Origin of the sequence: Bacillus sp. FSL R5-0431 (genome assembly GCF_038002985.1) — a bacterium.
Lineage (GTDB): Bacteria > Bacillota > Bacilli > Bacillales > Bacillaceae > Bacillus.
Window position 1 is genome coordinate 2,852,936 of the sequence record NZ_JBBOOG010000001.1, and the last position, 23,236, is coordinate 2,876,171.

Consider the following 23,236-nt stretch of genomic DNA (forward strand, 5'->3'; position numbering starts at 1 on the left):
AAAAATTCATAAAAAATTAATATTTAGTTCCCTTAACAATAATAGCGAGTTCTGCTCCAATTTTCAAGGCTTTAAACTGAAAATCCTTATGATAAACGGTCTTTCTCGCTTTTTCCTCTTTTTCAAAGCTTCGGCATCAAAAAACGACAAGTTTTTCAAAACAAGTCAAACGACGATATGTGGTATGATATGATATAGTGATAACAATTTTCATTTGGGAGGATTAAAGGAATGCAAGAAGATTCTAAGGTATATGACATTACCGTTATCGGGGGCGGCCCAGTTGGATTGTTTACTGCGTTTTACGGAGGCATGAGACAGGCAAGTGTGAAAATCATTGAAAGCCTTCCTCAGCTCGGCGGTCAACTATCCGCTCTTTACCCTGAAAAATACATTTATGATGTGGCTGGTTTTCCAAAAATCCGCGCACAAGAATTAGTTGATAACTTAAAGGAACAAATGGATAAATTTGATCAAACCATTTGCTTAGAGCAAGCAGTTGAAACAGTTGAAAAACAGGCAGATGGTATCTTTAAACTTGTGACAAATCAAGAGATTCATTACTCTAAAACGATCATCATCACAGCTGGTAACGGTGCATTCCAACCGAGAAAGCTTGAGCTAGGTGCAGCAGAATCATTTGAAGGAAGCAACCTGCATTACTTCATTAATGATCTGAACCAATTTGCTGGCAGACGTGTGGCCGTTCTTGGCGGCGGAGACTCTGCAGTAGACTGGGCACTAATGCTTGAACCTATCGCAAAAGAAGTATCCATTATTCACCGCCGTGATAAATTCCGCGCCCATGAGCACAGTGTAGAAAACCTGCACAATTCGAAAGTCAATGTAGTGACGCCATTTGTGCCAACTGAGCTCATTGGTGAAGACCGCATTGAACAGATTGTGCTCGAAGAAGTCAAAGGCGACAAAAAACAAGTGCTTGATGTAGACGACGTGATCGTCAACTTCGGTTTTGTTTCCTCCCTTGGACCAATTAAGCAATGGGGTCTTGAAATCGAAAAGAACTCGATCGTCGTGAAATCCACAATGGAAACAAACATTGAAGGCTTCTATGCGGCAGGAGACATCTGTACGTATGAAGGAAAGGTCAAATTGATTGCAAGCGGATTTGGTGAAGCACCAACTGCTGTCAACAATGCGAAAGCCTACATGGACCCGAAAGCCCGTGTACAGCCTCTTCATTCCACAAGCTTATTTGAAAACAAATAAAAGCGGATCAAAAAAAGGAGTTCCCACTAGCGGAACTCCTTTTTCGTTTATTTAAAAACCCCAATATAGGCATTCGCCATTCCAAGTACCATTGCAGCAAGCAGCACCACAACAATCCCTGCCACAACCAAAATCACCCGATCCTTCACACGTTCCTTTTTCGGAAGCGGCTTCTCAATCCCGCAAGCTGGACACGTTTTGGAACGATACGGAATCAGTTCATGACAGTTCCTGCAATTGATTTGTTCACTCAAACCTCAGCAACCTCTTTTCTACCTACAGTTTATGTTTGGTTCTCATGATACTCTTTTCAAGTGGAAATAGCCAGTTGTGAGAGCAAGCTGTAACAAAATTGAGCGATTTATAAATTGTTGAAGAGATAATGGCATCAATGAAGGTTTCATCTGATCAACCGATATAGGAAATAAAGAAGATCATATGAAGGAGGTAGAAAGATGTTAAAGCGTTTATTGATCAGTTTGAGCTTATTACTGATGATTAGTGGCTCAGTAGAACTGTTTGCAAAAGACTATAACAAACATTATGCGCAGTTCGCAGCAGGATTGAATATTGATGTTGATCAACTAGGACCTTTTTTAAAGCATGTGCCCACTTCAATTTTAGATTCTGGTTTGAGTGATGAAGAAATCAAACAGATACTCTCCAAAGTTCAAAAAATGAATAAAAACAATGAAACGAAAAAAAAGGGCACTTTTGAAGTGATGTACCATGAAAAACTCGCAAATATTAAAATTGTGATTGAAGTCCATGTGGAAGATGGCAATAAAGTGTTTAGCACCCAAGAGTTGGTGGATGTCCTGGATAAAGAACTGTTGAAAATAGAAGAAGCAATATGAGAAAGAGACACTGAATGAGTGTCTTTTTTTGGTTGATTTTCCTCATCAAAAAAGCCTCCTCGATCGTGTTGTTTACAAAAACAAACGAACAAGAAGGCTTATCTTAATCCATGATCAGTTGTTAACACTCTTCCGGCGTACCGGTATTCGTCGCTGTTCGGAAAGAAGAACCGCATCCGCATGAAGCAATCGCATTCGGATTGTCGATGGTGAAACCGCCGCCCATTAGTGATTGTTTGAAATCAATGATGGTGCCGTTCATGATATCAAGACTTTCGGAGTCGACAAGGACCTGGATGCCTTGCTGTTCGAACTGCGTGTCTTTCTCTGAAACTTCATGGTCAAAGCCCATGCCGTATGAAAGACCGCTGCAGCCGCCGCCTTTTACGCCCACTCGTAGGAACGCATTTTCTTCTTCATGTTCTTTCATCATATCTTTAATCTGCAGTGCAGCAGCTTCTGTAATGGTTACTGGTGTACTCATGATCATCCCTCCTTTTGACTGGATGTTTCTTTTCAATTATAAACGTGATGGTGCCTTTTCTCAAATAAATGGTTTACAGATAAAATGTGCCGTCACAAATCGTTTCAGCAGGCCCTGTCATGAGCACATGGTCGTTGTCTTTCCAGCGAATGATGAGATCTCCGCCTGCTAAGTGAACCGTCATGTCCGTTTCTTTTTTCGCCTGTCCATTCACAATCGTGGATACAGCCGCAGCGCAAGCTCCCGTTCCGCAGGCTTGAGTAATACCAGACCCTCTTTCCCACACACGAAAATGCAGTTCTGTTTCACTGACCACTTCTACAAATTCTACATTGACGCCTTCTGGGAACATGTCGTGTTTTTCAATGATTGGCCCAATTGTATCAAGCGGTGCCTTTTCAATGTCCTCTAAATAAAAAACGATGTGCGGATTTCCCATTGAAACAGCCGTTCCATTTAAGGTTGTCGTGCCAAAATCAAGCGTTTCATTAATCGTTGTGCTGGCTGGTTCACCAAGCATCGGCATCGCTTCTTTTTCAAAACGAGGTTTTCCCATATCTACTGTCACTAAATGAACGTAATCATCTTGTACATGAACGGTAGCTTCAACAAGTCCTGACAATGTCTCAATCTGGAACGTTGTGTCTGTTACGATTTGATGCTCATACACATACTTTGCGACGCAGCGCAGACCGTTGCCGCAGTTTTTACCCTCTGATCCATCATTGTTGAAAATGCGCATTTTCACAGGTGCAACATCTGATGGGCAAATAAGGATCATTCCGTCTGAACCGATTCCTGTATAAACAGAAGAAACGCGGATCGCTATCTCTGATAGCTGCTCTTCTGGAAGCTGTTCCTTCATCTGATTGACGTATATATAATTATTTCCTAATCCGTGCATTTTCGTGAATTGAAATGATGTCATGAGCTTCCTCCAAAAATGTTGTTTCTTTATAGTATAAAAGGAGTCGATTCAGGAGACAATCTTATCATCCCCCGTTTTTCATACATAGAAGCTCTTTGCTGCCATGGCAAAGGGCTTTTATTATGCATATGCCTCTTTTTCTCTCGTGTGATGCTTCATTTTGATGATATTTTATTAGCATAACATATTGGATGCGCTTTCTATGTATTCTCCTTAAAAATGGAAGCTTGAAGTAAGAAAAAAATGCACCTCATGACCCATGTGGTGCATTTAAAACATCTCATTTTCCTCTATAAAAGCATAAATACGCTCGACTAGCTGCTCTGCATTTTCTCCTGAAACAAATTCTCCATTCACAAGTGCAAATGGGGAGTCCATACATTTGCCGCAATAGCTTAAACAGCCGTATTCCATAACGTCTAGGTTTGGGTCTTTATCAAGCTTCTCTTTTGCTTCTTGAGACCCTTGTGCAAGATTACTTACACAAAATTCGATCAGTGGGAACACTGTGCTTCACCTCACATTGCCTTTCCATCCTACCGAAATTCCTTCTATTAGTCAAAACATGAGCTTCATCTGTATCGTTACGCCTATTCCTCGTAAAATGTTTTACTATTTAGGACTAACTAATGAATATGTAGGTTATTTTGAAACAATTATTGTGGTTTCACAGTAAATTCGATATAATTTTATTTGGTATTTTAACTTAAAGTTTTTTAGTATAAGTGTTTTTCAATGTCTACGGGGAAAAGGAGAATCGTCATGAAAAATTTAGTCTTGATCGGCGGAGGTTACGGGAATATGCGGGTTCTCCACCGCTTATTGCCAAATCAATTACCTGATGATGTTACTATCACATTAGTTGATCGAAATCCTTACCACTGTTTAAAAACAGAATATTATGCACTCGCTGCTGGAACAATCTCTGATCATCACATCCGAGTATCTTTTCCAGAGCATCCGAAGCTGGATATTCAATATGGGGAAGTAGAAAAAATTGATATTGAAAACAAACAGATCTTATTCAGCGACCGTGAACCCATTCCTTATGACGACACGGTGATTGGACTCGGCTGTGAGGACAAGTATCATAATGTCCCTGGTGCGAAAGAACATACATACAGTATTCAAACCATTGATCAGTCAAGACATACGTATAACAAATTAAACAATTTGGGTGCAGGTGCAACGGTTGGTATCGTCGGTGCTGGACTTAGCGGGGTAGAGCTAGCCAGTGAATTAAGAGAAAGCCGTGCTGATTTAAACATTATTCTTTTTGACCGCGGAGAGCTGATTCTATCAAGCTTCCCAAAAAGATTAAGTTTATATGTGCAAAAGTGGTTTGAAGAAAATGACGTAAAGATCATTAACTGTGCCAATATTACGAAGGTTGAAGAAGGTGTTGTTTACAACCATGAAGACGCCATTGAAGCAGAGGTCATCGTATGGACAGCAGGCATTCAGCCAAGCAAAGTGGTGCGGGAGATGGATGTTGAAAAAGACGCACAAGGCCGCGTCGTATTAACACCTCATCACAATCTCCCTGGAAATGAGCATGTCTATGTCGTGGGTGATTGCGCAAGCTTGCCGCATGCCCCAAGTGCACAGCTTGCCGAGGCGCAGGCAGAACAAATTGTCCAATCTCTGCAAAAACGCTGGAAAAACGAGCCGCTTCCTGAGGCTTATCCTCAGTTTAAGCTAAAAGGTGTCTTAGGATCTTTAGGGAAAAAAGCCGGCTTTGGCTTAGTAGCAGATCGTCCACTTATTGGCCGTGTACCAAGACTTCTAAAATCCGGACTCCTTTGGATGTACAAGCATCACAATGGCTAACATCATGTGAATTTTTTCTCAAAGCTCCTTCATGACGAGGGAGCTTTTTTTCTATGAAACGGCATGTGCCGATGAACGGGTCAATTTGATCGGAGCAAGGGCAAGGATGCAGTCTTTACGAAAGGTTCTCATCGTTTTCTTCGATAAACAATACGCTTGGATGAGCTGGTCTGTTTGACGGTGGACAATGATTTTACGCTTCGTGCACTCTCCGTTTTTCTTCATATAAATCATCTCAATTGGTATTTGCTGATGAAGAGATTGTTTCAGTAAATAATTCATGATGCTCACGCTCCTTTCATTTGATTATAACCGAACAAACGTTCTTTTTCAACCTAAAAGGAACGTTTGTTCGGTTTGTTTTCTCAAAAAAAGAACAGTTTATTCACTGCTCTCCGTGTAACCGTATTTCTCCATTTCTTGATAAATGTCTTTTAATTTTGGATTGCCCTCTCCAACAATTTGATCCTCCACTAAGACAAGCGGATAAAAGAATTCATCATCAAGAATTCGTTCAGACAATTCTTTTTGGCGTTCGTTTTCTGGCGGGTGCTCAATATCAATATATGTGATGTGAAACGGCTGATTCGGATATTTTCGTTTTAACGCTGCATCTAACCACTCAAATGTGTCTTTTGAAGAAGGCAGATTCACGCAGCTAGCGCACAGTACATCTCTTCCATATACATAAAGATCAACGGTTTTGTTCATTTGACAAGCCCCCTATTCTTTCTTTATTTTAGCTGAATTTTCTGTATGAAAAAAGTCAAAATCACTTTTTGTTTCAAGATGAGATTGTGCTATAATGAGAAGGAAACTTTGAAACCAATCAATAGATTTTTATCGTCCAGATGAATATAATGGTGATATGTTGTGAAAGGAGCGATTATATCTAATGACTGAAGTCGAAATGAAAGACCAAGTACAGGAAGTACTGGACAAACTTCGTCCATTTCTATTACGTGATGGTGGAGACTGTGAGCTTGTAGACATTGAAGATGGCATTGTGAAATTACGTCTTCTTGGTGCATGCGGCAGCTGCCCAAGTTCAACCATTACATTGAAAGCCGGTATTGAGCGCGCATTATTAGAAGAAGTGCCTGGCGTTGTAGAAGTTGAACAGGTTTTCTAATTCATATATGACATGAAAACGACCCGAATTCGGGTCGTTTTTTTCATTATTAGCCTTTTGTCAGCGTGATATGAAAACCCTTGAATTCTAGGAAGGACGAGTACTGGCGCGGAGCGAATTGATATTCGTGAGCACCGGCACGCAGGACTGACACGGAATGCGAGGGTTTGTCATCACGCTGAAGCGACCCGAATTGGATCGTTTTTTATTAGCTTAACTTCTCTCTAAACCAGTCCTTCATAAAGGTCAGTCTTTGAATACGCTGCCCCGGATGGCCGCTTCTGGATAAATCATGAGATGCCTTCGGGAATTTGACGAGCCTTGTGTCTTTCCCAAGCTCCTTCAGTGCTACAAAAAGCTGTTCTGCTTGATCAACTGGGCAGCGATAGTCTTCATCGCTGTGCAAGATGAGAAGCGGCGTCTTCACCTGCTTCACATACTTTAGCGGCGAACGATCCCATAGCTTATCGGCCGAATCATAAATATCCCCATCAATCTGCCACCTTGTAAAGTAATAACCGATGTCACTAATGCCATAGAAGCTAATCCAGTTTGAAATGGACCGCTGTGTGACGGCTGCGCGAAAGCGGTCGGTTTGCCCGACAATCCAGTTTGTCATAAAACCTCCATAGCTGCCGCCTGTCACTCCGAGCCTCGTTTCATCAAGGAAATCATAGGCTTTCAGCACATGATCAACAGCCTGCATGACATCCTCATAATCAACATCACCATAGCTTCCTCTCACACGGTCGCTAAACATCTGTCCATATCCATGACTGCCATGAGGATTGATATACACGATGGCATAGCCTTCAGCGGCGAGCATTTGAAATTCATGAAAATACGTATAACCATACATCGCATGCGGTCCACCATGAATCTCTAAAATGAGCGGATAAGTCTTTCCTTCTTCCATTTGGGAAGGTTTCATAAACCAGCCATGCACCTCATCGCCTTCTTTTGACTGAAACGAAAATGGCTCTGGTACCGATAGGACATGCTCCTTAAGAAAGGTGTCATGCTCGAACGTGATTTGCTTTAGATCCGCCTCCCCTAATGTCAGCTCATACAGCTCACTTGGTGAAACGTGCGTAAGCCGGCTGAGCAGCAATTTGGATTCATCTGGATGAAGGCTGAAGTTTGTAATATGTTCTGCCTCTAATCGAACTGGATAGGCTAAGCCTTCAACGGAGAAATAATAAATCCCTGTACTGCCTTGATCAGAAACAAGCGCATAAAACCCCTGGCTATCCTTTGTCCACTGCGAAAGCTGATTGGCTTCGCCCATGACGCTATCTCCTGCCATACAGTTGCCCACATACATATCGAGCATTTCTGACAGCTGAACTACTTTTTCTTCCTTCAGATCATACAGCCATAATGCTGGGAAGGTAGCATTTTGAAATTCACGCTCATGCCCGATATACACGAGGCTCTCTCCATTTGGAGAAAAAGACACGGTGGAATAAGCGCCAGCTGATTGTGTGATTTTCTTTGTCGTACCGTCCTCTAATGACAGGAGGCACACGTCACTTATGTAAGGTATCTGAGGATTTGATTGAATATAGGCAAGCCATTTCCCGCACGGAGAGACCGTGTGATTCACATGATGATGCTGCCCGCTCGTGACAGCCTCTATCTCTCCTGAATGGGTATCCACTTGAATGATCTGCGTAAAACGTCCATCTAAAAAACCTCTGCCATCTGCTTTATAGGTCAAATCATCATATACCGCAGGAGCGAAATCATCTCGCTCTTCCTTTTTTTCATCATGAACAGATTCTGATTGTTTCAGTGACACAGCCGCATAAATGAAAGCTCCATCTGGTGAAAAGACAGGATGAGATACCCCGTATGGAATCGCCGTTAAGGTGCGAACGCCGCCTCCCTGACTCTGAATCAGTGCCAGCTGAGGAACTTCCTTTGGCTTTTGCAAAATAAAAGCAAGCTGCCTGCTGTCTTTTGACCATACTGGCTGATGATGCTTTCCATCCTCAAATGTCCATTGTGACAGCTCCTCTGTCTCTTCATCTCGAACCCATAAATGGATGTTGTAATCATCTTTTTTCTCATTCACCGTGACTTTTGTAAAAACCGCCTTTTTTCCATCTGGTGAATAAACCGGATGAGAAACAGAAACAATCTTCATTAAATCTTCTGCCGTCATCAATTTCTTCATGAATGTATCTCCCCCTTTTACGCATAAAAAATAGTTCGATCCTCTAAATAATAATCCCTGCTTCATCCTATAAAAACAAGGATAAAAAAAAGAACGTGCATTTTTACAGCACGTTCTCAGATTATTGAAAAAGGGCTAAAATGATCTTTATTTTAGCTCTTTTTCTTCTTTTCAGCGTGATAGAAAACCTTTGCAGTCTAGGAAGGACGAGTACTGGCACGGAGCGAATTTGACATTCGTGAGCACCAGCACGCAGGACTGACACCGAATGCGAGGGTTTGTCTACACGCTGGGAACGTGCATTTTTACAGCACGTTCTTTACTTGATTGACAGGATCATGCTCCACGACAACACCTGCTACCGGTACCGTCAGCAAATCTACTTCGCAATGCGGGAAGTTTTGGGCAAGCTGCTTTTTCAGCGCTTCTCCCTTCCCTTTTTCAACTAAGGTTAAGATCGTCGGTCCAGCACCGCTTAATGCCGTTCCATACGCTCCTTTTAGCGAAGCGACATGCTCTACCTTCGACAGCTCTGGGACGAGCATTGTGCGGTAAGGCTGATGAAATAAATCCTTATTCATCATTTCTCCAACAAGCGGCCAGTTTTGCGTCATTAATGCCGCTACAAGCACGTTGCTCACAGCACTTGCACTGACAGCATGTTTATAGGAAAGATCCTCTGGCAGGACATCACGGGCATCCTTTGTCAGCACTTCATAAAAAGGAATCACGACGACAACATCTATATCCACATGCTGCACTTTGACGGCATGTGTCTTGTCTTCTTCATGAAGACCAATCAGTAAACCGCCGAATAAAGAGGCACCCGCATTATCTGGATGACCTTCTACCTCACTTGCAAAAAAGAGCTTCTGATCATCCGTCATATTTAATTCAAGAAGCTGATTGGCCAGCTCAATGGCTGCCACAATTGCAGCAGCACTGCTGCCAAGCCCCCGTGCCAATGGAATATCACTCCACACTTTGACATGAACAGACGGGAGTGTTTTTCCAAAGTGATCTGCGACCTTTTTGGCTGTTTGATAAATTAGGTTGTCGGTGCCTGGTGGAATCCCGGACACGACATCTGTTTCTGCTTCAAACAGCCAGCTATCATGGTCATAGACCGATAGCTTTAAATAGCGGCTGAGCGCCATTCCAACTGAATCAAAGCCTGGTCCTAAATTGGCAGTGCTTCCCGGTACTGTGATTGTAAAAAGCATGGAGGCTTTACTCATACGCGCGCGGCCTTTTCTAAGTGTTCAAGAATTTGATCTTCATCTGCATCGAGTGTGACCGGCTTGATTTGTGAAATATCAATCGCCGTATTCGGATCTTTCAATCCGTTGCCTGTTAATACCGCAACAACTTTACTGCCTGGCTTGATTTCTCCGGATTTCACCTGCTTTAGCACACCTGCGATAGACGCACAAGAGCCCGGCTCTGCAAACACGCCTTCTTCACGTGCAATCAATTGATATGCATGAAGAATTTCTTCGTCTGTCACTTCATCAATCTTTCCGTTTGATTCATCTGCCGCCGCCACAGCTTGCTTCCAGCTCGCTGGATTTCCGATACGGATGGCAGTTGCCACTGTTTCTGGCTGTTCAATCACTTCATTTCGTACGATTGCTGCTGCACCTTCTGCTTCAAAGCCGCGCATGACTGGCAGTCCAGTTCCTTTTTTCTCATGGTATTCCTTGAAGCCTTTCCAGTAGGCGGTGATGTTCCCTGCATTTCCAACAGGAATCGCCAGTACGTCCGGGGCCGAGCCTAGCTGCTCACAGATTTCAAATGCCGCAGTTTTTTGTCCTTCAATTCGGTACGGATTGACAGAGTTAACAAGAGCAATCGGCGCTTTTTCACAGATGCTGCGGACGATTTTCAGCGCATCATCAAAGTTGCCGTCAATCGCAATGATCTCTGCTCCGTACATCACAGCCTGTGCAAGCTTCCCGAAGGCAATTTTCCCGTCTGGAATGATGACGATACATTTCATATCAGCACGGGCTGCATAAGCCGCTGCCGCTGCAGAGGTATTCCCTGTCGAAGCACACATAATCGTATCATTGCCTTCTTCTTTTGCCTTTGCAACAGCCATGACCATTCCACGATCCTTGAAAGAGCCAGTTGGATTGACGCCTTCTGTTTTCACATGAAGCTCAATCCCCAGCTTTTCCGAAAGTTTGGCAAGGTGGATCAGCGGTGTATTCCCTTCATTTAATGTTAGTTTTGGTGTTGATTCGTTTACTGGTAAGAATTCTTGGAATTCCTCAATAAGTCCATTCCACTTCATCAGCTTAAACCGTTCCCTTCTACTCGGTACGTGCTCTTCACTTGAACCACCACGTCGAGATCGTTTAATTTTTGCAGGATATTTGAGAAATCTTCTTCTGAGGTCCGGTGTGTAATAATCACAATTTCAGCCAGCTCATCATGCCCTTTCACAGGAAGCTGAAGGATCTTTTCAAAGCTGATGCCTCTTTCAGAAAAAATAGATGTAATGCGGGAGAATGCCCCGACTTGATCTCTAACATGAATTCTTAAGAATTGCTGAGCAAATACTTCCGATGGCGATTTGATCTTTTTCTCAAACTGCGGTGCGATAAATCCGCTTCCGTTCACGCCAAGGCGCATGTTTTTCATCACTGCGACTAAGTCTGATACAACAGCTGTTGCCGTTGGGAGACTTCCTGCTCCAGGGCCGTAAAACATCGTTTCTCCTACAGCACTTCCATAGACATACACCGCATTGAATTCATTGTTGACCGATGATAGCGGATGGTGATCAGGGAGTAAGGTTGGCTGGACGCTTACTTCCACTTTCTCTCCGTCCCGCTGGGCAATTCCGATCAGCTTCATTGTGTAGCCAAATCGTTTACTGAAATTAATGTCTTCATCAGAAACGTCAGAGATGCCTCTGACCTTCACATCCTCTAATTCCACATTCATGGAAAAGCCGAGTCTTGCAAGAATCGCCATTTTCCTTGCTGCATCAAGTCCTTCTACATCAGCTGTCGGGTCTGCTTCTGCAAAGCCCAGATCCTGCGCTTCTTTTAAGACATCCTCATATGCGCTTTTATCGACGTTCATTTTCGTTAAAATAAAATTCGTTGTGCCGTTCACAATTCCCATCATCTTCGTAATTCGGTCAGAGGCCAATCCTTCCTCCAGCGTACGCAGAATCGGAATTCCTCCGGCGACACTTGCTTCATAATAAAGATCACAGCCATTTTCTTTCGCAACATGTAAAAGCTCTGTTCCGTAAAGCGCCATTAAATCTTTATTGGCTGTAATGACATGCTTCTTCTCATTTAACGCATCTATTAAATATTGTTTTGTCTCTTCAATGCCGCCCATCACTTCAATAATGACGTCGACCTCTGGATCTCTAATCACATCGTATACTTCAGTTGTGAAGACCTCTCTTGCCACATCCACATCTCTCTTTTTATCGGGATTGCTCACAAGCACTTTTTGTATTAATACCGGACAGCCGATCTGGTGCATTAATTTATCCTGGTGATCTTGGATAATCTTGACGACACCGCTCCCCACTGTTCCTAATCCTAATAGTCCAACTCGAATTGCCTTCACCTGAAATTCCACCTTTCTCCGTCAATGTCCTCTCCAAAAAGACATTTGTTAACCTAACACAGACATTCAATGTACACACATTATAAAGGGGTATCCTCATTTTGACAAGGTAATAAAATAAGAGATTGTCAGAATGAAACCGCTTAACAGCTATTTATATCAAGATTCTATATTTTCAAAATATTTTTGTCAGAAAAGCTCCCGAAACTCAGGGAGCTTTATATGATGAACGAACTGGCGTTTTGGCTTGCTGACCTTGTAAGATAAGCGCAATATTTTCAGCACACAAACGCATCATCGTTTTTCTCGTTTCGACACTTGCACTTCCAATATGAGGGAGAACCGTGACGTTAGATAATGTTGTTAACGGATGAGACGGGCTTACAGGCTCCTGTCTAAATACATCCAGACCGGCTCCGGCAATTTTTCCTGTCGTGACCGCCTCATATAAAGCATCCTCATCCACAGTCTGTCCTCTTGATACATTAATAAAATAGGCTGAGTTCTTCATCAGATCAAATGCTTTTTCATTAAACATGTCTTTTGTTTCCGGGGTTAAAGGGGTCAGACAGACGATGAAATCAGACTGCGTAAGCAGTTCCTCAAATGGCGCATAAGTCACGCCGAGCTGCGCTTCTGCCTCTGGCTTTCTTGACCGGTTATGGTACAGCACCTTCATGTCAAAGCCTGCTGCCCGCTTGGCAAGCGCTGTTCCGATGCTTCCCATGCCAACAATTCCAAGGGTTTTGTGATGAACATCAGCGCCGGCAAGAAGAAGCGGTCCCCAGCCTGTCCAATTTCCTTCCTTAATCCAATCACTCGCCTCGACAATCCGTCTAGCTGACGCCATCAGAAGGGCAAAGGCTAAATCAGCCGTGGATTCTGTTAATACATCCGGTGTATGACAAATAGTGATATTGCGCTTTTCAGCGGCCTCAAGATCAATATTGTCATAGCCAACAGCAAGGTTTGCGATCACCTTAACATTTGGAGTTTTTGATAAAAGGACTTCATCTACTTGATCTGACAGCATGGTGAGAAGCGCATCCGCTTGAGCTGCTTGTTTTTCTAATTCTTCTCTTGGACATGGCTCATCCTCGCTCGGCCACATCTCAATATGAGCGACTTCTTTTAATGGTGTAAGTGATGCTTCATCCAGCTTTCTTGTGATATAGACATAAGGTTTCGGCAAGAAGAACACTCCTTTGATTGATTTCTTTAAGCATAACGAAAAACGCCTCAAGAGAAAAGAGACGTTTCATCTGTTCACTGAAACTTCAAATCCGTGGACCTGTGATCCAGCCAACTGCCGGTATCGGGCTCTCGCCGCTTCGCATGGCACTCATTTCTTGAAAGACCTTCAGAAAGTATTCATAGCGATTGGCATCATTTAGGACGTAATCTAACCGCTCTTCATAATATGATTTTTCATTTTCTCCTGACATGTAGTAGCCTTCCACAATTTCAAAATAATGAAGCGGGAACAACAAGCGGCTGTATAACAAACGCTTAGAAAAGGAAGAAAGAGGTGTCACCTGCTCATATTGCTGAAGAAAGGAGAAGCCTTCTTCAATTAAATCTTCCTTATGCTGCACAAAGGTTTCTCTTAAGTATTCGGCAATATCCCGGGTTGGATGATCAAAGACCCAATCTACAGGTAAACGAAGCGGCTGCTCATGCGGCCAAGTCCTCCGCGAAAAACGCTGGTGGCAGACAGTGCCTGAGTCACATTCCTTCGGTTCATCATCAAGCTCAGTATCCACTAAATATTGAATGGCATTTTCCGTTAATCCAAGATAATACGGAAAGGATTCGATGAATTTTTTTTCAAACTGTTCCAGTGGTTTTTGGTGCATTTGCTGCATCCAAAAGCCTTCAAGCTGATCTAACCGTTTTGCCCACAATTCCTTCCAGGCTCCCACACGTTTTGTTTCAGATACCTCATATGGAAATCCTCTTCCCCTGACATGAAAAGCCGCCAGTTCTGACGACTGCTGGAACGAGCGGCTTGAGATCGGCGGTGCTGCCTTTAATAAAGCATACAGTTCCTTTCCATGAGTAAAGGTGGGCTTCTCTTCATTTGTTAATTCAAACACAGCGACGTATGGGTCTCCTGCATTCAGTAAATACTGACTGATATGATACAGCTCTGTGAGTTCTTCTTCTCGCAAATGAGACACAGGAACAATGATGAAGAGAGTCTCCGACGTTTGAAAGCTCTGATAACTGCCATATGGCATAAGTTGACGCACATCAATACCAAATGTGTGATAAATGGTTTCTTTCATATTTTCACCTGCGTTCATATGATCGATCTCTTATCATATCGTAGTCGCAGGTTGAGGGATTTATGAATACTATTTACTATCCGAAGCTTTTTACACGTTGTGGACCAAATTACGAGGATTGGGTGAGGAATATATGCCGCATCATCATGAGATGAACGAAGTAGAAAAAACAGCAAGACGCCGTTTACAAGAACGAGGCGTATCCATTCAAGATATAGCAGACCTTGTCTACTTTTTACAGGAAAAATATCATCCTGGTTTAGACATGTCAGAATGCATCCACAATGTGGAGCGTGTCATCGCAAAACGAGAAGTCCAAAATGCGATATTAACAGGCGTCGAACTAGACGTACTAGCCGAGCAAAAGAAGCTAACCGAGCCGCTTCAGTCCATTTTAGAAACAGACGAAAGCCTGTATGGTGTTGATGAAATTCTATCCTTTGCTATCGTCAATATTTATGGTTCGATCGGCTTTACGAATTACGGATATATCGATAAAGAAAAACCAGGGATTCTCGGGAAACTCAATGATAAATCCACAGGCGAGTGCCACACCTTTTTAGATGACATTGTCGGCGCCATTGCTGCTGCAGCATCAAGCAGGCTCGCACATAGTACGAGAAATGTGGAATAAAGCAAAAAAGAGGACGCGCGCGTAACGCTTGTCCTCTTTTTTTTATGATAATCGCTCAATCCACTCGGATAATGAATCAATGACATAGGTTGGCTGTTTGTCATACTTCTGAAGCAGTTCTTTTGTTGTCACGCCTGTATGAACGAGTAATGTGTCCATTCCTGCATTCATCCCTGCCATAATATCCGTATCATAGTTATCACCCACCATAAGCGTCTCAGACAGATCGGTCCCGAGCACCCTCATCGCTTGTTCCATGATGATGGATTCTGGCTTCCCGATAAACGTTGGCTGGACCGTAGTGGTGACGGTCAGCACAGATGTTAATGAGCCGTTCCCTGGCAGAAGCCCTCTTTCTGTTGGAATAGCGATGTCTCCATTTGTTGAGACAAATTGTGCGCCTTGACGGATGGCAATCGCACCTACTGCGAATTTTTCATATGTAATGTCTCGGTCAATTCCAACAACAACGAAATCAGCGTCTTCCTGACCGAACATTAGCCCTTTTTCTTCAATGGCCTGCTTGATTCCTTCTTCACCGATGACGTAAACAGAGGCGTCTTTCTTTTGTTCGGCAATATAATTGGCCGTCGCCATACTTGTTGTAAAGACTTGTTCTTCTGTTGCTGGGATATCGAATGAAACAAGCTTTTCTGCTACCTGCTTCGGCGTGCGTGACGAGTTATTCGTGACAAACAAGTAAGGAATGTTCAATTCATTTAACTTTTGAACAAATTGACCTGCTTCTTCGATCTTTTCTGTTCCTTTATACATTGTTCCGTCTAAATCAATTAAGTAGCCTTTGTATTTCATGATGCTCACAACTCCAATGGATTATTTAAACGCTGATACTGGGCCAAGCTCCTGCTCCAAGTAGGTACGGATGCGGCTTGGGAAAATCTGTAGCGCATGCTCAACCTCGCTGATCACCTGCAGCAAGTCGTGATGAACCACTTCCTGGTATTGCTGCACAAGTGTTTTGCGGCACGAGACAAGCTTTTTCAGCTGACTGCCTTCCTCTTCGGGTACAACCTTTTCATCAACAAGAATATCCATGATGTCATCATAGCTTCCTGGATCACGCATAATAAAGCCATCAATCATATCATTTCCCGTATCAAGAATACATTCGACAAGCAAATGAACAATTCGTTCCAGCGCTTTTTTCTCTAGTGGACTTGTCCATGTTTGATGACTGCGCATCAACTCATATTGCTCCTCGAAAAAACGCAATGTCTCTTCAATTTTTTTTCTGTCTACGAAATACATCATGACGCTCCCCTTTGCGTTATTTTCTGATTCGTTTTAAGACAAAATAGGCACAGCCAAAATTACAGTATTCATAAATGTATTCATCGAGTGTGCTGATTTTTGTATCAAATGTGGCCTTTTGGTTTTGGTCATCAAAGAACCCCTTCAGTCTCAGCTGATTGTAGCCCCAGTCCCCCACAATATAATCGTACTTATTTAAAATATCTGAGTACCTTGCTTTAAACGCTTCTTCATCAAAACCGTCTTTAATATCTCTTACAAGATCAAAAGTAGCATTCTGAATGACGATCATCTTCTCACCTCTTTTTAAACGATCCATCTTTAATGATAATTCATTGGAAGAACTCCATCAATTGCTAAAGCATGTTTTTTCCGTTTTAGCCGAAGCTAAAGAAAAAAGGAGGTCACATTTATGAAGAAACAACTGACAGCCGCGATTCTCCTCAGCATGCTTTTAGGCGGGTGCGGCTTTCAATCAGGTATGAACCGGCAAGTGGATGAAGATTCTTCAAGTAAAACCATCCGTCTATCGGATCGTCATGAAGGAAATAATTCCAACATGCCAGAAGCAGACACAAACAGAGCAGGATATGTTCGTTATCAGCGCCAGCAAGTAACGGATCAGAAAGAAAGAACACCTGCTTTAAATCGCGAGCATCTTGCCCACGTCATTACAAGTTTAACTGTGCAGCTCCCAAACATCAAAGATGCAGCCACACTTGTGACAGATGAGGATGCACTGATTGTATATCGAACAGGAAACAAAAACCGGGATGAATCTGCTGATCAAGTAAAGAAAACGGCGGTTTCTGTACTCCCTCGTTATTATCATGTATACGTCTCTGATAATCCAGAGCACTTTCAATCCATTGCCAATTTTTCACGTCTTCAAACCAATTCACGTGATTTTGATCAAATTTTAACCAAAACGATTCAACAAATGAAATATTCCCCTCAAGGTGGAGATATTTCTACGAAAGAAGATGCAAATGGTATGACGAATTCCGACCGTACCATGAGAAGAAACGCCCCTTACGGCCAAAATTAATATGAGAAAAAACGCCAGAGAGCTCTGGCGTTTTCTTTGTTATGCTTGCGCCTGACGCTTTTTAGACGCTTCGTTTACTTGTTCATCTGCATGGTAGGAAGAGCGCACAAGCGGTCCAGCTTCACAATGGCTAAAGCCTTTTGACATCGCAATTTCTTTCAGCTCTGCAAACTCATCCGGATGGTAGTATTTTTGAACTTTCAAATGCTTTTTCGAAGGTTGTAAATACTGACCAATCGCCATAATATCCACGTTGCTCGCAAGAAGATCATCCATGACTTCAATGATTTCTTCCTTCGTTTCACCTAGTCCAATCATAATGCTTGATTTCGTTGGAATGTCGGGCTGCATTTCTTTTGCGCGGCGCAAGAATTCTAATGAACGATCATATGTAGCACGTGCACGAACCCTTGGCGTTAATCTGCGAACTGTTTCAATATTGTGATTTAAAATATCAGGACGTGTGTCCATTAACGTCTTCAAATTATCGTAATTGCCGCCCATGTCTGAAGGGAGAACTTCAATTGTCGTGAATGGACTTTTTCTTCTAATGGCACGAACGGTTTCAGCAAACACACCTGCTCCGCCATCCTTTTGATCATCCCTTGCAACCGCTGTTATCACAGCATGCTTTAAGTTCATCAAGGCCACTGAATCTGCAACGCGTTCTGGCTCTTGCAGGTCAAGCTCAGTTGGAAGTCCAGTTTTCACCGCACAGAAACGGCATGCGCGCGTACAAACAGATCCAAGGATCATAAATGTAGCGGTTCTTCTCACCGCCCAGCATTCATGAATATTCGGACATTTTGCTTCCTCACAAACGGTATTCAGGTTGTTTTCCCGCATCATTTTTTTCAAACCGGTATAGTTTTCATTCGTATTCAGCTTAATTTTAAGCCAGTCCGGTTTTCTTACGTGCTCTTCCTTCTTTGCCAATTCCATCATCTCCATATGAATTCGTTAAAGGTGCATCTACAAAAATCTTCCTGCTATATACGATGGATGCAGCTAAGAAGCTGCAAAAAATTGAATCTTCGGCCTAAAGCCTTTTCTTTAGACACTTTAACATAGTACAGATTGAACAACAAGGGAATGAGCTGCAAAAATACCCAAAAGCCTCCTAAAAAAATAAGAAGAAAATTACTAACATTTTCTTCTTATGAAATAGGGTGATCTAACCACACTAAACGGTAGAAGACGATGCTTGATGAAAGGAGATGGACGTTTGTGAAAGTGGTTTTAGCCATCATGATCGCTCTTTCAATGCTCCCTTTACCTATTCATGCACAAGGGGCAGGCAAGCAGCCAGATGAACTGAAGCAGCGAATGGCACTTTACGAAAAAGTCGCCATCACGACACAGGTTCCATGGTATGTACTTGCTGCGGTTGATCAGTATGAGCACAATATTCGAAAAAGCAGAAGAGATTTACCGAAACAAAAAGGCGTCATTAGTATCTACATTCCCCGGGAAATGTGGATCGGCCCTGAAAACCCGAATAAGCAGGATACCTCTCCTTTAAGCATTAAAGTGTTTGACGGAATTGGACTTGATGGAAACGGGGATGGAAAAGCGAACAGCGATGACGATGAGGATGTATTATTCACGTTTGCTCAATACTTGCTTCACTACGGCAGCAGCATTGATCAATTAAAAATTGCTTTATGGGACTATTATGGACGAGATCAAACCGTTGGAATTATTTCATCTTTTATGAAGCTATTTCAGCACTACGGCCATCTTGACCTCGGAAAGCATGCCTTCCCTCTTCCGGTCGGAGCTGACTACAGCTACCGGAGTACATGGGGAGATGCGAGAGGGTTTGGCGGCAGAAGAATTCATGAGGGCACGGATTTATTTGCCCATTATGGACTTCCCGTTCGTGCGACATCGTATGGCGTGATTGAAATGAAAGGCTGGAACCGCTTTGGCGGCTGGCGGATTGGTATTCGAGATATTCATAATCATTATCATTACTTCGCTCATTTAAATGGCTTTGCAAAAGGACTCAAAACAGGTCAAATTGTTGAACCCGGACAGGTCATTGGATCTGTCGGAAGCTCCGGTTATGGCCCCCCAGGCACAGCAGGAAAATTTCCGCCGCATCTTCACTATGGCATGTATAAAGACAACGGCAGAACTGAATGGTCATTTGATCCATACCCTCATTTAAGGGCGTGGGAAAGAGCTGAGCGGAAACGCAAATAGAAAACAGCCCAATCATTCCTTGGGCTGTTTTTCATTATTCTTTCTTCTCCTTTTTCTCTGGGAGAACAATCGATGGAGCGCCTGAGTTTGTTCCGCTGCCATTGTAATAATCTGGTACGTCCCCTTGAACGGCTTGTATGGAGACGGGAACTGAGTTCTTGACCACGATTGTTTCAGATGCAAACGGGATGATGACTCTCACCTTGACCTCGATCAGAACACTAATATCAATCAAGGCATTGTTGATGCCATAGGGCTTAATGTTTTTTTCAACGTCCGTATGCGGGTCACCAATGACACTAAAGCGTACAGGCACTTTTGGCCCTAGATTGGCGATGAGTGCATTTCCGGACGCTTGCCCAAGCGGAATGTTATATATAATGCCGTCATGTCCATCTGTTTGATCCTTTAACGCTTCTTTTGCCTCTTTTTGAAAGTTCCCCTTTTCAATGTCCTCTAAATTTTTTTGAAGATGACGTGACAGGTCAGCCATTGCTTTCGATGTTGCCTGCGCATTAAAATCGATGGTCGTTACTTTTCCGTTCTCACTTGTATTCATGACCACCATATCCTTCATATTCTCCTGATCGTCTGCAAAGTCTTGAACAGAATATTGGATCAGATGATTGGCGATACGCTCTGTTTCTAGTTCCGCAATGTGAATAAGGGTTGGTTTAATTGAACGGTTAATAAAAAATAGACTAATGACGGTTGAGAGTACAAAGAATAAGATTGCAAGCAGCATGACGTATCGAAATGGCAAAGGGCCCTTTTTATAGGGGCGATAACGGCGGTTCATTCTCAATAAAAAATCCCCCCTTCTCCACTACAAGTGTATGCAGACAGGCGGGGGGATAGGAATCATCTATCCATTTTATTTCACCATTTTTAATAATGCGTCTCTTCCATTGGTTCCAGCTGTAATGCCTAGCGCTTCTGCGGCGTATGTCACAGATTCTAAAGGGGCATCAAGCAATTGCTCAATGGTTCTCACACCAACTGCTCTCCCTGCGATAATTCCTCTATCTGCAAGCTTTTCATTTAAGAGCCCGACATCCAGTGCACCGCACATAATATACCCATGTTCATTTGTTACCGCCATAAAATTCGTCTTCGGCAGTTTGACGGTGACGGCTGTAAAGGAATGTCCATCAATTTTAATAGGTGTTAAATTCACCAAATCCCTTCACTCCTCTCATCACAATCTATGTGACAAGAGGGCGAGTGTTGTTAGGCTAAAGCGGATTTCATGTGGTTTCCTTCAGGCGCCAAGTAAGCACATCACGTAGAAATTCCGGCATGAAATATTCAATGTGTTCATGGTCACGGATATGAGGAAATAGAGAGCCTAATGTATACATATCGACTGTGCCAAGCGTATAGGAAGCGTCCTTTTTGATCAATTGATCATGTACAAAGACATCCTTTACCCGTTTGGTTTCGCCTTCTTCTACTGTATAGGTGAGGCCGCTATACAGCATTTTCCCCATCAGCTCACCTCTAAAGCCGAAGCCCTTGATGCGCAGCTGTTCCATTTTTTCTTCACAGGCACGCCGAACGGTTTCGATGAGCTGTTGACCGGTAAGCGTCACCCGAATGGGATTAATGGGATGCGGGCAGATTCGGTGGACTTCTTCTCTTGTCACGATTCCTGCCTCTAATGAATCAAGCACCATACCTGCATTCATCATGCCGATATCTGCCCCGCACCAATCTTTAATGGCATCTGTTAAGAGCTGCGGAAGCGGGGATTCATCAAACCACTTCGTTTCTAACCTTGACTCAATCGCTGTTACTTTTTCCTGCATGAGGGCTTTGGCTCTTCTTTCTGCTTGCTGTAAGGTAGTGATGGCTTCATCTGATTCACTGATCAGCTGATCCACTGACTGCACCGTTGCTTTTTTCTCGATCAGCTCTTTGCGCGCTATGTCAATTGTCAGCTCGACACAGCCAATATAATGCCCATACTTTTCAGCGCATGCAAGCAGCACCCCATTGTCCATTTCACCCTGCTCTAACAAATGATGCGTGTGTGAGCCTAGGATGATGTCGATGTCAGGAAAATCACGGGCGACCTCCCGATCATGGATGATACCAAGATGGGATAAGAGCACAATGACATCCGCCTGTCCCTTCACTTCCTGCAGCATGTCCCTTATGCTGTCAAACGGATCTGTAATGTCCCAGCCCAGCTTTTCATAGACGGGTGTATACGCAATGGTCACGCCTAAGAGACATATTTTCAGTCCGTTTTCCATTTGGATCATATGATAGGGCTTTGCCCACGATGGCCTTTTGCCTTTCTCAAATAAATTAGACAGGACCACTGGAAATTGTGCATGCTCGTACAATTGATCCAGCTGATCATGAGGCAGCGTAATACCTTCATTATTCCCAATCGTGACCCCGTTATAGCCAAGCTGATTGAGGAGCTTGACGTTTACCTTTCCATAATCAGCTTCTGACACAAGGTTCACTCGGTCCATATGGTCGCCAATATCAAACAAGAGCATCTGATCGTGTACTTGACGCTTTTCTTCAATATAAGCTGCGATTTTTGGCCAGTTCTCAAAGTGGCTGTGCAAGTCGTTTGTATGATATAACCATAGCTTCTGCAGCATGTTGATCTCTCCCTCAAGTTGTCACTGAACCGTCATTCAGGTTGAAAGCCGCAGCTCTCATTTAACTAAATAAATCTAACTGCTTCGGAGAAAGGCTTGAATACGTAATATCCAGCAAATCAATCATCTGCTGGCCATTCGCCGCTGCATCTCCGCCGGAGTTATTATTAAACACGACATAGACATCTTTTGATTGCTGATGCAGAATGTCGAGATTCTTTTTCCACTCTTTTAATTCAGCTTCATTATATAAATATAAGTATCGCACTTCACGCCAATTCTCATGGTCTGCTGGGTGAAGCCAGCCCTGTTTATTTCTTCCGTGAAAACGGACCAATGTTTTATCACGGTGCGTAGCTTGTATGACTGGCGGAATGGAGCCTTCTCCAACTTGCGGCTCATCACAAACAGAATGAATCCATCCTTCTTTTTCCATAAAGGACAAGGTCTGCTCATAAAATTCATCTGAGAACCATGTGCGGTTACGGAATTCGAGGGCACATGGAATGTCACCCATCTTCTCTTTACACCATCTTAAATAGTGGACGTGCTCTTTTTTGCAATCAAACCATGGTGGAAATTGAAACAAAACCATGGCAAGTTTCCCTTCACGAATGAGCGGAGTCAATGAAAGAATAAATGCGTCAAACATCTCTTCCTTCGAAGCAAACGGAATTTCGCCCCTCTGATGCCCGGTCATTCCTTGATATGCTTTCACGACAAATTGAAAGGTATCTGGCGTATCCTTTATCCACTTTTCATGATTACGCTCAGGCTGAACCGCATAAAAGCTGGCATCCAGCTCCACAATGGGAAACGTTGACGAATAGTGAAACAGCTTTTGAGCGCTGCCGATTTTCGGCGGATAAAGACTGTCATGGTCTCCCCAGCCAGTTAATCCGATATAAATCATGTTTCTCACCTCTTG

Annotated in this window: 26 protein-coding genes and 1 pseudogene; 7 read left to right on the plus strand and 20 right to left on the minus strand. The window is 43.1% G+C overall.

Going from position 1 to position 23,236, the window contains the following annotated elements; genetic code table 11:
- The first annotated feature begins 231 nt into the window (after positions 1-231).
- Complete coding sequence (yumC, locus tag MKZ03_RS14760) at positions 232-1,230, plus strand: ferredoxin--NADP reductase 2 (protein WP_034659862.1); 999 nt, start codon at positions 232-234, stop codon at positions 1,228-1,230.
- 47 nt (positions 1,231-1,277) lie between these two features.
- Here the strand turns inward: yumC and MKZ03_RS14765 are convergent, their stop codons facing one another.
- Positions 1,278-1,484 (minus strand): hypothetical protein, encoded by a 207-nt coding sequence (locus MKZ03_RS14765; RefSeq protein ID WP_012011136.1) that lies wholly within the window; start codon positions 1,482-1,484, stop codon positions 1,278-1,280.
- Positions 1,485-1,685: 201 nt separating this feature from the next.
- On the opposite strand from MKZ03_RS14765, the gene MKZ03_RS14770 reads away from it, so the two are divergent.
- Complete coding sequence (locus MKZ03_RS14770) at positions 1,686-2,087, plus strand: hypothetical protein (RefSeq protein ID WP_307500187.1); 402 nt, start codon at positions 1,686-1,688, stop codon at positions 2,085-2,087.
- Between the two features lie 121 nt (positions 2,088-2,208).
- Here MKZ03_RS14770 and erpA read toward each other — a convergent pair whose 3' ends face one another.
- The 3 genes from erpA to MKZ03_RS14785 all read right to left on the minus strand — a co-directional run bounded on the left by erpA (position 2,209) and on the right by MKZ03_RS14785 (position 4,006).
- Positions 2,209-2,571, minus strand: a complete 363-nt coding sequence (gene erpA, locus MKZ03_RS14775; RefSeq protein WP_012011138.1) for an iron-sulfur cluster insertion protein ErpA — start codon at positions 2,569-2,571, stop codon at positions 2,209-2,211.
- Positions 2,572-2,644: 73 nt separating this feature from the next.
- Positions 2,645-3,499 carry a diaminopimelate epimerase gene (gene dapF, locus MKZ03_RS14780; protein WP_187704127.1) on the minus strand — a complete coding sequence of 285 codons (855 nt, stop codon included), beginning with the start codon at positions 3,497-3,499 and terminating at the stop codon, positions 2,645-2,647.
- Positions 3,500-3,769: 270 nt separating this feature from the next.
- A complete protein-coding gene (locus MKZ03_RS14785) occupies positions 3,770-4,006 on the minus strand; it encodes a YuzB family protein (RefSeq protein WP_003213414.1) in 237 nt (78 codons plus the stop codon).
- A gap of 255 nt (positions 4,007-4,261) precedes the next feature.
- On the opposite strand from MKZ03_RS14785, the gene MKZ03_RS14790 reads away from it, so the two are divergent.
- A complete protein-coding gene (locus MKZ03_RS14790; protein WP_340973659.1) occupies positions 4,262-5,329 on the plus strand; it encodes an NAD(P)/FAD-dependent oxidoreductase in 1,068 nt (355 codons plus the stop codon).
- A gap of 51 nt (positions 5,330-5,380) precedes the next feature.
- On the opposite strand, the gene MKZ03_RS14795 is transcribed toward MKZ03_RS14790, so the two are convergent.
- Together MKZ03_RS14795 and MKZ03_RS14800 are read right to left on the minus strand one after the other, a co-directional pair.
- A complete protein-coding gene (locus tag MKZ03_RS14795) occupies positions 5,381-5,611 on the minus strand; it encodes a hypothetical protein (RefSeq protein WP_058013767.1) in 231 nt (76 codons plus the stop codon).
- 99 nt (positions 5,612-5,710) lie between these two features.
- Positions 5,711-6,040 (minus strand): YuzD family protein, encoded by a 330-nt coding sequence (locus MKZ03_RS14800; RefSeq protein ID WP_307500189.1) that lies wholly within the window; start codon positions 6,038-6,040, stop codon positions 5,711-5,713.
- 121 nt (positions 6,041-6,161) lie between these two features.
- Between MKZ03_RS14800 and MKZ03_RS14805 the strand changes: the two are divergent.
- Positions 6,162-6,461 (plus strand): annotated as a pseudogene (locus MKZ03_RS14805) (NifU family protein).
- A 208-nt stretch (positions 6,462-6,669) separates the two neighbouring features.
- Here the strand turns inward: MKZ03_RS14805 and MKZ03_RS14810 are convergent.
- The 6 genes from MKZ03_RS14810 to yutH form a co-directional block, all read right to left on the minus strand.
- A complete protein-coding gene (locus MKZ03_RS14810; protein WP_341032253.1) occupies positions 6,670-8,640 on the minus strand; it encodes an alpha/beta hydrolase family protein in 1,971 nt (656 codons plus the stop codon).
- Positions 8,641-8,945: 305 nt separating this feature from the next.
- Positions 8,946-9,878 (minus strand): homoserine kinase, encoded by a 933-nt coding sequence (thrB, locus tag MKZ03_RS14815; protein ID WP_307500191.1) that lies wholly within the window; start codon positions 9,876-9,878, stop codon positions 8,946-8,948.
- Positions 9,875-10,936, minus strand: coding sequence for a threonine synthase (gene thrC / locus MKZ03_RS14820; protein ID WP_024423361.1), 1,062 nt, complete (start codon positions 10,934-10,936; stop codon positions 9,875-9,877). Before thrC ends, thrB begins: the two co-directional genes overlap by 4 nt.
- Entirely contained in the window at positions 10,936-12,237 is a 1,302-nt protein-coding gene (locus tag MKZ03_RS14825) for a homoserine dehydrogenase (RefSeq protein ID WP_034659873.1), read from the minus strand. The genes thrC and MKZ03_RS14825 overlap by 1 nt, the downstream gene beginning before the upstream one ends.
- A gap of 208 nt (positions 12,238-12,445) precedes the next feature.
- Positions 12,446-13,429, minus strand: a complete 984-nt coding sequence (locus MKZ03_RS14830) for a 2-hydroxyacid dehydrogenase (protein WP_334750421.1) — start codon at positions 13,427-13,429, stop codon at positions 12,446-12,448.
- Positions 13,430-13,514: 85 nt separating this feature from the next.
- Positions 13,515-14,543, minus strand: a complete 1,029-nt coding sequence (yutH, locus tag MKZ03_RS14835; RefSeq protein ID WP_307500194.1) for a spore coat putative kinase YutH — start codon at positions 14,541-14,543, stop codon at positions 13,515-13,517.
- 115 nt (positions 14,544-14,658) lie between these two features.
- Between yutH and MKZ03_RS14840 the strand changes: the two genes are divergently transcribed.
- A complete protein-coding gene (locus tag MKZ03_RS14840; protein WP_307500195.1) occupies positions 14,659-15,159 on the plus strand; it encodes a phosphatidylglycerophosphatase A family protein in 501 nt (166 codons plus the stop codon).
- Positions 15,160-15,201: 42 nt separating this feature from the next.
- Here the strand turns inward: MKZ03_RS14840 and MKZ03_RS14845 are convergent, their stop codons facing one another.
- Genes MKZ03_RS14845 through MKZ03_RS14855 form a run of 3 tightly spaced genes read right to left on the minus strand, consistent with a single transcriptional unit; the run spans position 15,202 to position 16,723 of the window.
- A complete protein-coding gene (locus MKZ03_RS14845) occupies positions 15,202-15,975 on the minus strand; it encodes a TIGR01457 family HAD-type hydrolase (RefSeq protein ID WP_106039163.1) in 774 nt (257 codons plus the stop codon).
- Positions 15,976-15,993: 18 nt separating this feature from the next.
- On the minus strand, positions 15,994-16,428 hold the full coding sequence (locus MKZ03_RS14850) for a DUF86 domain-containing protein (protein WP_341032256.1): 435 nt from the start codon (positions 16,426-16,428) through the stop codon (positions 15,994-15,996).
- A gap of 19 nt (positions 16,429-16,447) precedes the next feature.
- A complete protein-coding gene (locus tag MKZ03_RS14855; protein ID WP_003213192.1) occupies positions 16,448-16,723 on the minus strand; it encodes a YutD family protein in 276 nt (91 codons plus the stop codon).
- A 120-nt stretch (positions 16,724-16,843) separates the two neighbouring features.
- On the opposite strand from MKZ03_RS14855, the gene MKZ03_RS14860 reads away from it, so the two are divergent.
- On the plus strand, positions 16,844-17,479 hold the full coding sequence (locus MKZ03_RS14860) for a YhcN/YlaJ family sporulation lipoprotein (protein WP_034659879.1): 636 nt from the start codon (positions 16,844-16,846) through the stop codon (positions 17,477-17,479).
- Between the two features lie 39 nt (positions 17,480-17,518).
- Here MKZ03_RS14860 and lipA read toward each other — a convergent pair whose 3' ends face one another.
- Positions 17,519-18,415, minus strand: a complete 897-nt coding sequence (lipA, locus tag MKZ03_RS14865) for a lipoyl synthase (RefSeq protein ID WP_034660686.1) — start codon at positions 18,413-18,415, stop codon at positions 17,519-17,521.
- Between the two features lie 327 nt (positions 18,416-18,742).
- Between lipA and MKZ03_RS14870 the strand changes: the two genes are divergently transcribed.
- Positions 18,743-19,687 (plus strand): M23 family metallopeptidase, encoded by a 945-nt coding sequence (locus MKZ03_RS14870; protein WP_445662035.1) that lies wholly within the window; start codon positions 18,743-18,745, stop codon positions 19,685-19,687.
- Positions 19,688-19,721: 34 nt separating this feature from the next.
- Here MKZ03_RS14870 and yunB read toward each other — a convergent pair whose 3' ends face one another.
- From yunB to MKZ03_RS14890, 4 genes are all read right to left on the minus strand, one after another.
- The gene (gene yunB / locus MKZ03_RS14875) at positions 19,722-20,486 is read right to left on the minus strand and encodes a sporulation protein YunB (protein ID WP_034282711.1); all 765 of its coding nucleotides are present in this window, start codon (positions 20,484-20,486) and stop codon (positions 19,722-19,724) included.
- 75 nt (positions 20,487-20,561) lie between these two features.
- Complete coding sequence (locus MKZ03_RS14880) at positions 20,562-20,867, minus strand: YunC family protein (protein ID WP_034659881.1); 306 nt, start codon at positions 20,865-20,867, stop codon at positions 20,562-20,564.
- A 67-nt stretch (positions 20,868-20,934) separates the two neighbouring features.
- A complete protein-coding gene (locus tag MKZ03_RS14885) occupies positions 20,935-22,308 on the minus strand; it encodes a bifunctional metallophosphatase/5'-nucleotidase (protein ID WP_341032263.1) in 1,374 nt (457 codons plus the stop codon).
- Between the two features lie 61 nt (positions 22,309-22,369).
- On the minus strand, positions 22,370-23,221 hold the full coding sequence (locus tag MKZ03_RS14890) for a DUF72 domain-containing protein (protein ID WP_034659883.1): 852 nt from the start codon (positions 23,219-23,221) through the stop codon (positions 22,370-22,372).
- Positions 23,222-23,236: the final 15 nt, after the last annotated feature.